We start from the raw sequence: 15,220 nt of genomic DNA, 5'->3' as shown, positions 1-15,220 counted from the left end.
TAGCGTGGCGGAAGCCACAGACGACCCTGCATAGTGCTGGGTCGCTTGTCATTTAATGCTTGAGCCAACTTGTTATTTTTTTAGGAGCATTTATAGTCATCATGGCAGAAATATACTTACTGGATAAACTTAAATCTGTTGAACAAACTTTTCATGAGTTAACACGCCGTTTAGCTGATCCGGATACCGCTAGTAATCCTGATGAGTATCAAAAAATTGCTAAGTCTCGTTCTTCTTTGGAAGAGGTAGTTAATACCTATGAAACTTGGAAAACAGCCCAGGATGAATTGGTAGGGGCGCGTCAGGTACTCAAAGAGTCTAGTAGCGATCTAGAGTTACAACAAATGGCAGCTTTGGAAGTTAGTGAATTAGATGAAAAGCTGGAATATTTAGAAAGTCGCTTAAAGGTGTTGCTGCTACCCCGTGACCCCAACGATGATAAAAACATTATGTTGGAAATTCGCGCTGGTACTGGCGGCGATGAAGCAAGTATTTGGGCAGGAGATTTACTGCGGATGTATTCCCGCTATGCTGATGTCCAAGGTTGGAAGGTGAAGCTGGTCAGCGAGTCCTTGGGGGAAATGGGCGGATTTAAAGAAGTAATTCTAGAAATTCAAGGCGATAGTGTTTATAGTAAGCTAAAGTTTGAATCTGGTGTACATCGTGTTCAGCGTGTACCAGCAACAGAATCGGGGGGAAGGGTTCATACTTCAACTGCGACTATAGCCATTATGCCAGAAGTGGATGAAGTGGAAATCCATATTGACCCGAAAGATATTGAAATGAGTACGGCGCGTTCTGGTGGTGCTGGTGGACAAAACGTGAATAAGGTGGAAACAGCCGCTGATTTGTTCCACAAACCGACTGGGATTCGGATTTTCTGTACAGAAGAACGGAGTCAGTTGCAGAATAAAGAACGGGCGATGCAAATTCTCCGGGCTAAGTTGTATGAGTTGAAATTGCGAGAACAACAGGAGGCTGTGACTTCCATGCGGCGATCGCAAGTTGGTACGGGTTCTCGTTCGGAAAAAATTCGCACCTACAATTATAAAGATAGTCGGGTAACTGACCACCGGTTAGGTCAAAATTTTACCCTTAATCCTGTTTTGGAAGGTGATATAGAGACGGTGATTCAATCTTGTATTTCTCAAGATCAACAAGAACGGTTAGCAGAATTAGCCTCCTCTGGTTCTAGTAGCTAATTCATTTCATAAATATTCTAGAAAACCGCTTGTTGTTATTTTTTGCACCCACAGGCGGTTTTCTTATGGGACGAGGGAATAGGGAAATAGATGATGTTAAAGTTTAAGGACTAAACACCTTAAACCATCTAGTTAAAACTGTATTGATTGTTTGTTTAATTTGATGGTTACGATTCCATCTTTGAAAGGCGATTTCATAATCTTCACCTTTTGGTTGAAAAGTATTCCAAATATCTAGAGTTATGGCTAATCCGCAAGCTAATAAGATGTAAAGTGACCAGGAAAGACCGCCACTAATAGAATCCATAGCTAGGAAAAAAATATTAATAATTGCGTAATTTCCTAGACGTTTTTTAAATTTACTTTGACGGTAAATATTAAAAGCTTTACGCTGTTCAACTTCGCTTTGTTTGACTAACCAATCCCGTTCCGCTTGTTGCAAAGTATCAGGTGATATTTGTAACTCTGCGGCAATTTCCAATATCTGCTGATAGGAAAATTCTTGATCATTATCATCCACTTGACGTGCGATCGCTAATTGCAGAATTTGCTGTACATCATCTTGACTGTAGGAACGCAGGCTGTCAGAGTTAAACGCCGTCATAATTCTTGCTCAAATAAAAGTTTTAATAGAAAACCACGCTACCATCAGCAATATTTACACTATTTCCAGGTTAGCAAATTTAAATCAATTTGGTGTTCGGTTAGTTACGACTGGGAAAAAGATATATTTATTTTTAGCTCTTTTCTCTGTGTTCTCTGCGCTTGGAGTAGTTATATAAACTACCTTTCAATCACCACCCACAGCATTAACCATTTAAGTGACTACGGATTTTCAAGCAGCATTATTATAAAGACTATGAAAACATCTCCTGTGGAATCTAATTTAGTCACGCATAATAACCAAAGAACTTATCGCAAAAAGAGAAAATCTCATGTTAGAAGATAACGGATCAATTCGGACTCTATCTGTAGATATTGGTGGTAGTGGCGTAAAAGCAATGGTGTTAGATATTACAGGTAAGCCCTTAACCGAAAGAGGTAGATTAGAAACACCCCAACCCGCCACACCGGAAGTAGTCATTAATACTGTTGTCGTCTTAGCAGCTTCTCAAGGTGAATATCATCGGGTATCCGTAGGTTTTCCTGGTGTCGTCCGTTCTGGAGTTACAGAAAGTGCTGCAAACCTCCATTGTGATTGGATTGGGTTTGATTTAGCAACAATACTCTCAGCAAGGTTAAACAAACCTGTCAAGGTGATTAATGATGCAGATATGCAGGGACTAGGGGCGATCGCTGGTAAAGGTGTAGAATTGGTAATTACCTTGGGTACAGGTTTTGGTTCAGCCTTATTTGTGGATGGGAAGTTAGTTCCAAACATGGAAATGGGACATCATCCATTTCGGAAAGGAGAAACTTATGAAGAACAGTTAGGACGGGCGGCGTTAGATAAGATTGGTGAGAAAAAATGGAATAAGCGATTACAAAAAGCGATCGCATCTTTGCAACATTTATTTAACTATGATTATCTTTATATTGGTGGTGGTGAAGCAGTGCGAATCAATATGAATCTGCCACTAAATGTGAAATTAATTCCTAATATCACCGGTTTGTTAGGTGGTATTGCTTTGTGGAAAGATTAGGCAAAATTAAACTAAATATAAAATGGGCGGGCAGGATGCCCACCCCACAATAACAAATATATAACTCTTGTGGGGTGGGCTTTTAGCCCAGCCTAGTTCACCATATTATTTGATATTTATTGATATTTATTTCAGTTCATCTACTTACCAAGAAGTTAAAAAGTTCCATCCTTCTTTTTCGTCTCCTTCTTTTTCTCCTTTTGGAGTGTTGATATTTTCTCCTTGAAGTACATGATCATATTCTCCCGAATCAACCCATTTTAATAATTCCCCAGTTCGCATCACTAACCAAGAAAGACTAGATTCTGAATAACTTAATATTTTCGTAACTTGATCTAAACTATCAACACTATTAGCAGCAAATTCGCGGGATTGAATGAGAAAATCTTCGATCACATGAGGAGTTAAATACTCTTCTGGTAAACCTGCAAGTTTCATCAGTGCAGTAGTTGCAACATCAACATCCTGACAAGCTAATAAACCAGCACGGTCAGCAGTAAACTTTGCCATCATTACCCAATTATATAATGCTAATTCTACACCACTAGCTATCAATCCTCCTAACCCTAATGTGGTACTGCTTAACCATATTTTCAATGCTGGCATCACAATTGATATTTGATGATAAATGATATGCTGGCTTTTAATTCGAGCAAGTTCGTATCCAAAAATAAATAGAAATTCATCATAATTCAACCATTCCATTGCTTCAATATTGATACCAATAATAGGTTTTTCTACTCCAATAATATAGGTTTTAATATGTCCTGTACCTCGGAATAAATACAATTCAGGAATAGTTGTAATATCAAGAACTTGGCAAGCTTCTAGTAATGGTTGATATAATTGGGGAAAATTCCGGGGTGTAACTCTGATTTCACTAGCAATACTTTGTAATCTCAGCAAACGATCAATCCCGTATTCGTTCACTTTTTTGAGTAAAGGAGAAATCCCAGGCATACTTTGTAAAGAAGCTAAGGCTTTCCGATCAAAGGGATGTTCGTAAGTTTGTGAACTTAGTCCAGTTAGTATTTTTTTTGTCATGATTAGTAAGTTAATTTGGTAAATACAATTAAGTCAATTAAATCATATTTTTTAGGCGTGATAAAGAAAAATCAGTTATTTAATCTTAATTGCTAAAATCAAGTTCTATCCTCATGGTAATTTAATTTTTGAGGTTAAAAATTGCAGAATAAAATTTCCTACTAAATTACCGAGGATAATGCTTGGTTAGAAATTCTTGTGCTTCCGCTTTATCCTTAATTATACCATCTAAAGTAGCAGTCAATAAATCATCAAGCATTTGCTTATATTGGGGACTAGGTTTATAACCCAATTGCTTTAAATCATTTCCATTTAATAGCGGTTGAATATTTCCCCAATTTGTTAAATATTGCCAAATCCGTCTTCTAATTTTGCGGTGACTTTGTAAAGCAATTAAGATTAAAGTTTGCAAATCATATTTTCTGAATAAATAGACAGTTTGACTAGGTTTTTCAAAAGTGGGTAATAATGTAATTACCTCAGCTTGAATTTGAGATAATTTCTCTAATCTGACAATACTATCATCAACTAATTGCAGATTTTTAGCTACTTTTTCCCGATATTCTGGTTGCAAATAGGCAATTAATACTTCCAGACGCATTTGCCAATTTATTAAAGTTTGTTTTTTGTCAAATTTCCTTAAACAGTGTTTTAATAAATTTAATTGTCGAGAAAGTTCTGCATCTAATTTTAGAGTAGGATGAATACATTGTAAAGCCCCTAAATCATCGAGTAATTCTAAAGCTGATTGCCAATAAGGTGCGGCTAATATATATTTTAATTCAGTTTTTAGCCGAGTTTGCAAAGCCGGAGTTTTACTATTTTCTTGACTAGTGCGATCATAAACTCCGCTATTTATGGCATAACGAATATAAGTTTCTGTTTGTGGTTCTAGAGAAAATCCAAACCGCACTGCAAACCGCACACCCCGATAAATCCGAGTCGGATCTTCAATAAAACTATTAGCGTGTAAAATCCGAACTTGCTGATTTTGTAAGTCTATAAAACCACCAAAGAAATCTAATAATTCCCCAGCACGGGGAGAAGTTAACCGCAAAGCCATAGCATTAATTGTAAAATCTCGCCGATATAAATCTTGACGAATAGAACTAGCTTCAACCTCTGGATTTGCTGCTGGGTAAGGATAAAATTCGGTTCTGGCTGTGGCAATATCTACCCATAATGAATCTAATACTAAATCTTTATGCCATAATAAAGCCGCAGTTTGAAAAGCACCATGAATTTCTAATCTCGCATTTGGATAAATTTGCTGTAAGGCTTTAGCTAATTCCACCCCTGCACCGACATCTGCGGTTTTATGAAAACCATCAACTACTAAATCAATATCATTAATCATCAAACTGCGAGTTTCTGCTTTTGATAATAGCAAATCTCGCACCGCACCACCAACTAAATAAAGATGCCAACCTCGTTTTTCGGCTTCTTGAGATGCAGTGGTCAATAATTGCCAAAGTTGCGGTGTAAGACGTTTTTCTAATTCCGTACTTAGTCCTAAATCCTGAGAATAATTTTTAATTTTTAATTCTAAATTTTTAATTGTTAGTTGATGTAATTCTCTTAAAATATCGGTGCGGGTGACAATACCAACTAATTGCCCATGATCTAATACTGGTAATCTGCCAATATCATAAGTCACCATTAAAGATTCAATTTCTGGTAAAGAAGTATCAGGGGTAATTGTCTTTAAATTACTTGTCATATAACCTTTAACTGGTGCATGACTAAACCCATGATGTAAAGCAATATCTAAATCCCGTCGGGAAATAATTCCAATTAATAAATCTTGGTTATTAACTACAGATAAACCTGAATGTCCATAACGTAATAAAATCCGTTGGGCTTCGGCTATAGTAGTATCAGGGCGAATTGTCCGCACGGGAGAAGACATCAAATCTCTAGCTGTGGGAGGATGGGGAATTTGGGCTTTTAACCCAGATAATAATTGTTGTAAAATTGCTTGGGAATCTGTAGTGCGGAGGTTAAAAGATGCAGCTTGAGAATGTCCCCCACCACCATGAGGTTGAAACAAAGAATTAAGATTTGTTTGGGGAATTTGCGTTCTCCCAATTACTGTTAAGCGCCAATCATCTTCACCCAAAGGATATTCATTTGCTAACAGCACAGCATCGGTTTCTGTTAAATCAATAATTTCGGAAGCTAAACTTGATAAACCGGGGACAAAACCATCGGTTTTTAGTGTTACTGAAGCAATGGTATATCCCCGTAAACAAAGATATTCTAAATTTTCTAAAGCTTCAGTTAATAATTGTTGTAATTGTGGTGATAAACCAGGATCACGATAAGTAGAAATAACTGATAAATTTGCCCCTTGCTGCATTAACCAAGCTAAAGCTAAAGCATCTCTGGGTGTAGATTGTTTATAAGTTAATGAACCTGTATCCACATGAATCCCCAAAGCCATTGCAGTTGCTTGGGCAGAATTTAGGGAAATGTTATTTTTTTGCAATTCTTCTACCATTAAGGTAGTTGTCGCCCCCACTTCATCAAGGTATAATTGGGTAGTGGGAATATCCCGATCTTGTCCCAGATGATGATCATAAACTATGATTTCTTGGACATGGGGTAAATCGAACCATTCAGCAGCTTTACCCAAGCGATCGCGCTTTTGAGTATCCACAACCATTAAAGAGCGAATTTTTTCAGGATTTACCGAACGTCTTTCAATCAACGGGTACTCGTCACGATGTAACGCTAGAAAGTCCCGTACGGGAGGATGTGCGCCCCCAGTTAAGACTATTTTACTCCCTGGTTTGAGACAAGTTAACCCCACCGCTGCCCCCAAAGCGTCAAAGTCAGCAGTTGTGTGACAAAGAATTAAATCCATATATTTTAAGTAGGAGTCAGGAGTCAGGAGTCAGGAGGAAGAAGAAAGAAGAAAGTAGAAAGTAGAAAGTAGAAGTCAGAGAATATAATTTCTATCTTAATCATTTTCCCAATCCCCAGTACCCAGTAACCAGTACCCAATCCTCGAAAGAAATCACAGATTGGCAGATCAGAAGTGACCAACTGTTACACAGCAGACGTAAAATATTAATTGATCAGGCGATGCCTTGTGAGTTCATAAGGTTCACTGAAAAACCCAGACTGTTCATACAGCAGCAGTTATGGGCAAAACTAAGATTTCGTCATGTTGGGAAAAACAAAATGAGCATAGTATTTCAAATCGCTTTAATATCATTAGTCTTGTTCTCCTTCGTGCTTGTGGTTGGTGTACCTGTTGCTTACGCCACTCCTCAAAACTGGGTAGAATCTAAAAAACTGCTCTGGGTTGGTTCAGGAATTTGGGCGGCTTTAGTCGTGTTAGTTGGTATATTAAACTTTTTTGTGGCTTAGTTGAATGCTTTAACTATTCACTAACTCATACGACACACATTATGAAGAGCAGAAAAGCGCAGGTAAAAAGTTAAAAAAGAAAAAACTTTTTTTTCTAAACGACTTTTTCCTGATTGTGCTTTCCTGCTCTTCTATTTTGGTGGCAGAAAAGTATATTGGTAAAGCAGTTATTGTAAATTTATTTAGAGGCAGTTATGGCAGTTTTTGAAGGAAATTTTCAGCACACCGAGTCCTTCCGGTTTGCATTGATTATCGCTCGCTTTAATGATCTTGTTACTCTGAAACTTGTAGAAGGATGTAAAGATTGCTTAAAGCGTCACGGTATAGATCCTGATCCTGAAGGCAATCAAGTAGACTATGTTTGGGTTCCCGGTAGTTTTGAAGTTGCCAATGTAGCCCGTCAATTAGCAATGTCTGGCCGTTATGATGCCATAATTTGCCTGGGTGCAGTCATCAAAGGACAAACACCACATTTTGATTATGTATCGTCAGAAGTTTCTAAAGGTATTGCGGCGGCTAGTTTCCAAACAGGTGTGCCGGTGATTTTTGGAATTTTGACCACAGATACCATGCAGCAAGCTCTAGAAAGAGCCGGCATTAAGAGCAATCACGGCTGGGAATATGCCATGAATGCTATAGAAATGGCTAGTCTCATGCGGCAATTACGCCCGAATTTAGCAAGTAAGTGAGGTAATGGGTAATTGGTGATTGGTGATGGGTGATTGGTGATTGGTAATTGGTGATTGGTAATTGGTGATGGGAATAATTCTTTCCCCCTGCCCCCTGCCCCCTGCCCCCTGCCCCCTGCACCCTGCACCCTGCCTCTTCTAAAAAAGCCCTTTGAAAAAAGTTTAGCTAAGGGGTTGACAAAGCTGAATATATCTGGAATAATAAGTTTATTGGTGAGTTCGCGGGTGTAGCTCAGTGGTAGAGCGCAACCTTGCCAAGGTTGATGTCGTGGGTTCGAATCCCATCACCCGCTTTTTAGTTAAAGTTGATATATTAAAATAACACTAAAGATTTTCCATCTCTACTAAATTGGTAGGTGATGGATTTTTAGCTTAGGAGTTTGTTAGTAGACTTTCCCCGCTATATCATTAGAAGTAATTTTAGGTTTCCCCATGCTGATTTTCAGGAAAATTGGGGAATAATGTAAAAACCGCCCAAGTTATTTATCTCGCTTGTGCAACCTCAAAAACCAGATAAAATTGACTTAAATATGGAATACGCTTGTCCTTGTCGTCGCAAGGGACAGTTAATTCCTATTACGCTAACAGAAGCCTTTGGATGCGATCGCTGTCAGCAAATTTTTGTTGTCGAAGAAAATGGGTATGTATTAGAGCAACTTTCTACCACCTACCCCTATAAGCGGGCTTGGCGATGGAAAGGCAATAATTGGCAAGTTGTGCAACCTCGCTTGGGAGAAAACTATTTACCAATAGCACTAAGCATTATTTTTGTGTTAGTCATTATATGGCTACCATTAGCCCTGCGGTTAGCTACTAGTTCCAGCATTCTCGCTTGGGCAATGGTAGCAGTGCTATTGGCAATTCTGCCAGCACTAATGGTCTGGCTTACTTACAGACGTTAACTCCATGATAGGTGAAGTGATTGATGATTACCCTGAACCCATAACAAGTGCTAAACGCGCTTTTCAGGCTTCCTTGAAATTGGGAACAACTAAGGGGATAGATAGGAGTCGCGCTGTGTTAGCAATGGCACAAGCGATAGAAAATGATTTTGATGAAATTCTCGAAGCTAATACCTTGGATTTGGAAGCAAGTCGAGAAATGGCAGTTCCAGAATTAATTTTGGACTGGTTGAAGCTAACTCCCTCCAGGTTGGAGAATACAATCAAGATTCTGCAACGATTGGGGGAATTATCCGATCCTTTGCGACGGGTAAGAACTGCTGATTATCAACAGGAAGACTCCCAAAGTTATACCCAGTTAATGCCTTTAGGGGTAATTGCCTTTATTTATGAGGCTTTTCCCGATTTAGGGGCGATCGCTGCTGGTTTTTGCATAAAAACTGGTAATAGTATTATTCTTAAAGGTAGTACAGAAGCTAGTAATTCTAATCGAGCGATCGCTAACGCACTCCAAACAGCCATTACTAAAGTTGGTTTACCAGCAGGTTGTGTGGAATTAATTACGGCTGAACATGGTGCTTCCGTGCGAGATTTAGTTACCCAAGATCAGTATTTAAGTTTAGTTATTCCCTACGGACGTTCCAGCTTAATTCAACAGGTAGTGAGACAGGCAACTTGCCCAGTTTTAAAGTCCGCAATGGGTAATTGTTACCTGTATTGGTCAGTGAATAGTAGCTTAGAAATGATCCGCTGGATGATTATGGATAGCCATGAAAGCGAACCAGATCAAGTAAATGCCATTGAAAAAGTTTTAATTCATCGTCAAGCTTTACCATCTTCTTTATCAGTGCTATGGAGTAGTTTAAAAGAAAAAGGTTTTGAACTCAAAGGTGATGCAGAATTAGTTGCAGCTTTTCCTTATTTACAATTAGCAAAAGATGAAGAATGGGGAACACCTTATTTAACCAAAACAGTGGCTTTTAAATTAGTAGATAGTTTAGAAAGTGCGATTTCTTGGATTAATCAATATAGTAGCAGTCATGCTGACAGTATTGTCACCGAATCCTACCAAGAAAGTCGCCAATTTGCATTAGGAGTAAATAGCGCCTCTACCTACATTAATGCTTCCCCTCGGTTTTCCCGTCACTCCTCACGGGGAGAGGCTGTATTTTTAGGAATGTCGAATCAAAAAGGACATCGTAGGGGGTTTATTAGTTTGGAAACATTGACGACGGTGAAGCATATTATTCAGGGAAATGGACGGTTTTAGGGAAAATGTCTGAACACGGATTTAGGGGATTAAAGGATTAACAGGATTTTATTATCTTTAGATTTTGTGTATTCTTCATATCCTGAAAATCATTAAATCCTGGATATCCTGATTCAGACACCTTTGTTCCTGGAGCGTTTCTGCACGAAATAAAAAAACCCATTTAGATAAATCCCACATTTCGCACTTCAATTAGTGGTATATAAACCGAAAACCTGAATAAATCAAGAGTTTCAGGGTTAAAAAGGTGAATTAGGTGCAAGGAATAAGCTTTGAAACCATCAAAAATCGGTCACTTTTCCAGATTTAAATTATTCTTGTCTCCCTCTAACTCTTCCTCCTGACTCCTAGCCCTAACTTACGCCACGCTCCGCTATCAGCAAACCCTATATACTGATAGCAAACAAAGACATGACTTTAGTAACGTGCAAATTTCTGGAAAATCTTTATACTAAATTTATAATTCTACAACGTTAAAAAATATATACATTCATGTCCAAAGCCATAAAACAGCCAGTAAGACAAATACAAAACCTATGTATATTCTGTGTATTTGGTCTAGGATTACTAACCGCAGGTTGTGGTTCATTACCAAAAGAATCAGCGGAAGCACAATCTGGAAAACCCGAACGAGGGAATCAAGCACCTGCGGTAGATGTGGCTATCGCTCAGACTAATTTTTTAAGTCCCCAAGCAGAGTATATCGGCAATACAGCACCATTTCGCATTGTTTCCGTGCGATCTCAAGTCGAGGGCAGACTCATCGCCTTAAACTTGGATATCGGTGATACAGTCCAACGGGGTAAAATTATCAGTCAATTAGACGATACCCTTTTAGTCACCGCCTTAAAACAAGCCGAAGCCGAACTAGCAACCAGTGAATCAGAAGTAGCCAGAGCTAAAACTCAAGTAAGTAATGCTCGCGCCCAAGTGGAAACAGCCCGGTTAGAATTAGTCCAAGCGCAGGAAGATTCCCGCAGACTGACACAATTATACAAAGAAGGGGCGATCGCTCAACAAAACACCCAACAAGCGCAAACCAAAGCCAAAACAGCCGCCCAAGCCCTCCGCGCCGCCATAGAACAAGTCAGGACGGAAAAGCAAGCCGTAGCCGCCGCCCAAGGTAGAGTATTTGCCCAAAAAGCAGCAGTCAGCGCCGCTGTTGAACGCCGTTCCTATGCTCGTTTAATTTCCCCCATTACTGGTGTAGTTATCGAAAAAGTCACAGAACCAGGTAATTTATTACAACCAGGTAGTGAAGTTTTAAAAGTTGGCGATTTTAGTCGCGTTAAAGTCGTCGCCCAAGTTTCTGAATTAGAATTAGCAAAAATCCAAGTTGGGCAATCTGTAGAAGTAAAATTAGATGCCTTTCCTGAGCAAAAAATTATCGGACGAGTATCCCGTATTTCTCCTACTGCTGACACCACAGCCAGGTTAATACCTGTAGAAATTGTCATGGCTAATAATGGGGGGAAAATTGGCAGTGGACTATTAGCAAGAGTCAGCTTTAACACCCAAACAAAACAGCGCGTAGTAGTTCCAGAAATAGCAATTAGTGGTCAGAACAAACAAGCTACTTTAGAAAATGGGAACTCTACGCTTTTTGTTATCGAAAAAACAGGTAATAAAACCACAGTTAAACAACGTCCAGTATCTTTAGGGAAAATCTCTAACGGCAAAATAGAAATTTTATCAGGCTTAGAACCAGGAGAAAAGTATATTGTTCGCAGTAGTCAACCATTAAAAGATGGTGCGGTTGTTAAATTATCAATGTTGTCGGAAAAGTAAGTGATTGGTCAGTTGTTAGTTGTCAGTTGTCAATAGAAGAAATCTTCTCCCTCTTACCAATTACCCATTACTAATAAATTTACAAACAAAATCAGATTATTATATGCAGCAACCAAACATAAATAGTGGATTTAGTTTGAGTGGTATTTCCATACGTCGCCATATTGGTACACTCATGCTCACCTTAGCCATAGTGGTCATAGGTGTATTTTTCATTCTGCGATTACCAGTAGATTTATTACCATCAATTACCTATCCTCGGATTGGTGTCCGCATAGAAGCACCGGGAATTTCTCCAGAGGTAGCAGTTAATGAAATTACCAAGCGTCTAGAAGAATCCTTTAGTGCAACTGAAGGGGTACTACAGGTTTTTTCCCAAACCCGTGAGGGTAATATCAGTTTAGATTTATACTTCCAACCAGGGGGAAATATTGACCAAGCGCTGAATGATGCTACAGCCACCTTTAACCGGGCTAGAACTAGATTACCAGATACAATTCAAGAACCCCGGATATTCAAGTTTGATCCTTCTCAATTACCAGTTTATGAATTTGCCATTACCTCACCTACCCTCAAGGGTGTTGATTTACGAGTATTTGCAGAAGAAGAATTAGCCCGTGAATTAAATGTAGTTCCAGGAGTGGCAGTAGTAGATGTATCAGGAGGAGTAAAAGAAGAAGTTAGAGTCAATATTAATTTAGAAAGATTGCAGTCTTTAGGAGTAGGTTTAAATGATGTTCTCGATGAATTAAGAACCCGAAATCAGGATATTTCTGGGGGGCGAATTTTAGGACAGAATTCGGAAGCTTTAACTAGAACTGTAGGACGCTTTCAAACTGCTGAAGAAATTAAAAATCTGTTATTTGAAGTTTCTGTTCCTAACTCTAATCTTAAAAATCGGGTTTATTTGCGTGACTTTGCTGAAGTTATTGATGGTTCAGAAAATCAACGAATATACGTTTTGCTGAATGGAGAAGAATCGGTAAAACTCAGTATTCAAAAACAACCAGATGCTAACACTATTAATGTAGTTGATGCGATTAAAAAACGATTAGAAGAACTACAACAAGCTGGTGTAATTCCTTTAGAAGCCACCCTAACACCGACTTTAGATGAGTCAAAATTCATCCGTAATTCCATTGCGAACGTTACCACTTCTGGATTGATTGGTACGGGATTGGCAGCCATAGCTGTGTTACTGTTTTTAGGTTCTCTGCGCCAAACTTTCATTATTGTTTTGGCGATTCCTCTAGCATCTTTAGCCGCTATTATTTTAATGGGATTATTTGGTTTATCTCTCAACGTTTTCAGCCTAGGTGGTTTAGCCTTGGGTGTGGGAATTGTGGTAGATAATTCCATTGTCATGCTAGAGAATATTTCCCACGGGGTGAAAAATTCCCAATTATCCGTTCTTCAACAATCAGAAAAAAGTAGCCGTGAAGTAGAATCAGCTTTGTTAGCTTCTACAAGTACAAACTTAGTTGCGGTATTACCATTTTTATTAATTGGTGGTTTTATCTCCTTATTATTTAATGAGTTAATTCTCACCATTAGTTTTGCGGTCGCAGCTTCTATTTTAGTGGCTGTAACTGTTGTCCCCATGATGACATCTCAATTATTGGGAATCAAATTTTCTAGTTCTTTAAATGATTTTTGGCCACTGCGACAATTTAATCGTCAGTTTGATGCTGCTACAAGATTATATGGACAGTTTTTAGGTGGGATATTACGTTGGCGGTTCTTAACAATTGCGATCGCTATTATCATCTTAGGAGGTGGTAGTCTCTGGTTAGCTCCCCAAATTCCCCAAGAAATTCTCCCCCGCATTAACACCGGACAAGCTACCTTATCGGCTCAGTTTCCCCCCGGTACACCCCTAGAAACTAACCAAAAGGTCATGAAAGCGGTAGACGAAGTTCTCCGCAGTCAACCAGAAACAGCCTATGTATTTTCCACCATTGGTGGTTCTCTTTTTGGTAGTAATACCAATGCTAACCCCCTACGAGCTTCCAGCACCATTACTCTCAAATCTGGTAGCAACATGGATGGTTATATAGAACGAGTTACCAACCAGCTAAAAAAACTCAACTTAGTAGATATTCGTCTCCGTCTGTTTCCTGGACAAGTCCGGGGTTTATTTCTGAATAACTCTCCCATTCGCGGTGCTGACGTTGATATCATCATTCAGGGAAATGACTCAGAAACTTTAGACGCAGCCGGTAGTCAGGTATTAGCAGCTTTAGACGAGCAAATTACCTCGGTGAGATTCCGTCCTGATGCAGATACTCGTCAACCAGAAATTCAGATATTACCAGATTGGGAACGAGTCGCCAATGTCGGTTTGAATGCTAAAAGTATTGGGGACACCATTCAAACTGCAATTACAGGTAGTATTCCCACCCAACTACAACGCGCCAACCGCTTGGTAGATGTGCGCGTCCAGTTGAATGAAGCATCATTACAAACAACTTCCCAATTAGAAAGATTACCGTTGTTTGTTGATGACAATTATCAAATTCGCTTGAGTGATGTCGCCAAAATTACACAAGGTCAAGCGCCGGGAGAAATTCAACGTATTAACCAACGTCAGGTATTTTTAATTGCGGGGAACTTAACAGAAGGTGCTAGTTTGGGTGAGGCTATCTCCCAAGTAAATCAAGTTCTCAGTAGTGTAGATTTACCTCAAGGTGTCAGCATTCTTCCCAGTGCAGCCGTTGAATCTAATCAACAATTACAAAAATCTCTGCAACTTCTAGGAGGACTAGCTGCCTTTTTAGTCTTTGTAGTTATGGCTGTACAATATAATTCCCTGGTTGACCCTTTAGTAATTATGTTCACCATTCCTTTGGCATTAGCTGGGGGTATTTTCGGGCTTTATATTACTAAAACCCCCATTGGCGCAACTGTGATAGTTGGTGCAGTTCTCTTAGTTGGTATTGTTGTTAACAACGCCATTATTATGATTGAACTGGCTAACCAACTGCGGGAACAGGAAAAAATTGACCGTCGCACCGCTATTTTACAAGCTGCACCCCAACGGCTTAGACCAATTTTAATGACTACTATTACCACTGTTTTAGGGATGTTTCCCATCGCTTTAGGAGTTGGGGAAGGATCGGAATTTCTCCAACCTTTGGGTGTAGTCGTCTTTTCCGGTTTATCTTTAGCAACAATACTAACCCTATTTATTATTCCCTGCTTTTACACAATTCTCCATGATTCAATTAGCTTGCTCTGGGCAAAGCCAGTATTAATCAAGTGGCGGGTATTGAGAAAAACTTTCCTCAAATTAAGGTGATAAATTTAA

At 39.1% G+C, this 15,220-nt stretch carries 11 protein-coding genes and 1 tRNA gene; 9 read left to right on the top strand and 3 right to left on the bottom strand.

What is annotated here, in order from left to right; all coding sequences use genetic code 11:
• Positions 1-101 precede the first annotated feature (101 nt).
• Positions 102-1,202 carry a peptide chain release factor 1 gene (gene prfA, locus FJR11_RS03065; protein WP_168502259.1) on the top strand — a complete coding sequence of 367 codons (1,101 nt, stop codon included), beginning with the start codon at positions 102-104 and terminating at the stop codon, positions 1,200-1,202.
• Positions 1,203-1,305: 103 nt separating this feature from the next.
• Here prfA and FJR11_RS03060 read toward each other — a convergent pair whose 3' ends face one another.
• On the bottom strand, positions 1,306-1,806 hold the full coding sequence (locus FJR11_RS03060; RefSeq protein ID WP_168502258.1) for a 2TM domain-containing protein: 501 nt from the start codon (positions 1,804-1,806) through the stop codon (positions 1,306-1,308).
• A 331-nt stretch (positions 1,807-2,137) separates the two neighbouring features.
• Here FJR11_RS03060 and FJR11_RS03055 point away from each other — a divergent pair, with 331 nt between their 5' ends.
• Complete coding sequence (locus FJR11_RS03055) at positions 2,138-2,845, top strand: ROK family protein (RefSeq protein ID WP_168502257.1); 708 nt, start codon at positions 2,138-2,140, stop codon at positions 2,843-2,845.
• A 144-nt stretch (positions 2,846-2,989) separates the two neighbouring features.
• On the opposite strand, the gene FJR11_RS03050 is transcribed toward FJR11_RS03055, so the two are convergent.
• Together FJR11_RS03050 and FJR11_RS03045 are read right to left on the bottom strand one after the other, a co-directional pair.
• Complete coding sequence (locus FJR11_RS03050; RefSeq protein ID WP_168502256.1) at positions 2,990-3,889, bottom strand: M48 family metallopeptidase; 900 nt, start codon at positions 3,887-3,889, stop codon at positions 2,990-2,992.
• Between the two features lie 166 nt (positions 3,890-4,055).
• Positions 4,056-6,755 (bottom strand): CBS domain-containing protein, encoded by a 2,700-nt coding sequence (locus tag FJR11_RS03045; RefSeq protein WP_168502255.1) that lies wholly within the window; start codon positions 6,753-6,755, stop codon positions 4,056-4,058.
• 320 nt (positions 6,756-7,075) lie between these two features.
• Here FJR11_RS03045 and psbZ point away from each other — a divergent pair, with 320 nt between their 5' ends.
• The 7 genes from psbZ (at position 7,076) to FJR11_RS03010 (ending at position 15,211) form a co-directional block, all read left to right on the top strand.
• A complete protein-coding gene (gene psbZ / locus FJR11_RS03040) occupies positions 7,076-7,264 on the top strand; it encodes a photosystem II reaction center protein PsbZ (protein WP_168502254.1) in 189 nt (62 codons plus the stop codon).
• Between the two features lie 194 nt (positions 7,265-7,458).
• Positions 7,459-7,953 (top strand): 6,7-dimethyl-8-ribityllumazine synthase, encoded by a 495-nt coding sequence (ribH, locus tag FJR11_RS03035; protein ID WP_168502253.1) that lies wholly within the window; start codon positions 7,459-7,461, stop codon positions 7,951-7,953.
• A 221-nt stretch (positions 7,954-8,174) separates the two neighbouring features.
• Positions 8,175-8,246, top strand: a tRNA-Gly gene (locus tag FJR11_RS03030).
• A gap of 201 nt (positions 8,247-8,447) precedes the next feature.
• Positions 8,448-8,855, top strand: a complete 408-nt coding sequence (locus FJR11_RS03025; protein ID WP_168502252.1) for a hypothetical protein — start codon at positions 8,448-8,450, stop codon at positions 8,853-8,855.
• A gap of 4 nt (positions 8,856-8,859) precedes the next feature.
• Positions 8,860-10,125, top strand: a complete 1,266-nt coding sequence (locus FJR11_RS03020; RefSeq protein ID WP_168502251.1) for a glutamate-5-semialdehyde dehydrogenase — start codon at positions 8,860-8,862, stop codon at positions 10,123-10,125.
• A gap of 492 nt (positions 10,126-10,617) precedes the next feature.
• A complete protein-coding gene (locus FJR11_RS03015) occupies positions 10,618-11,913 on the top strand; it encodes an efflux RND transporter periplasmic adaptor subunit (protein ID WP_168502250.1) in 1,296 nt (431 codons plus the stop codon).
• A 103-nt stretch (positions 11,914-12,016) separates the two neighbouring features.
• Positions 12,017-15,211 (top strand): efflux RND transporter permease subunit, encoded by a 3,195-nt coding sequence (locus FJR11_RS03010; protein WP_168502249.1) that lies wholly within the window; start codon positions 12,017-12,019, stop codon positions 15,209-15,211.
• Positions 15,212-15,220: the final 9 nt, after the last annotated feature.

Origin of the sequence: Anabaena sp. UHCC 0187 (genome assembly GCF_009712035.1) — a bacterium.
GTDB lineage: Bacteria > Cyanobacteriota > Cyanobacteriia > Cyanobacteriales > Nostocaceae > Dolichospermum.
Note: the sequence above shows the minus strand (reverse complement) of the source record. Positions and strands in the feature narration are given on the sequence as shown.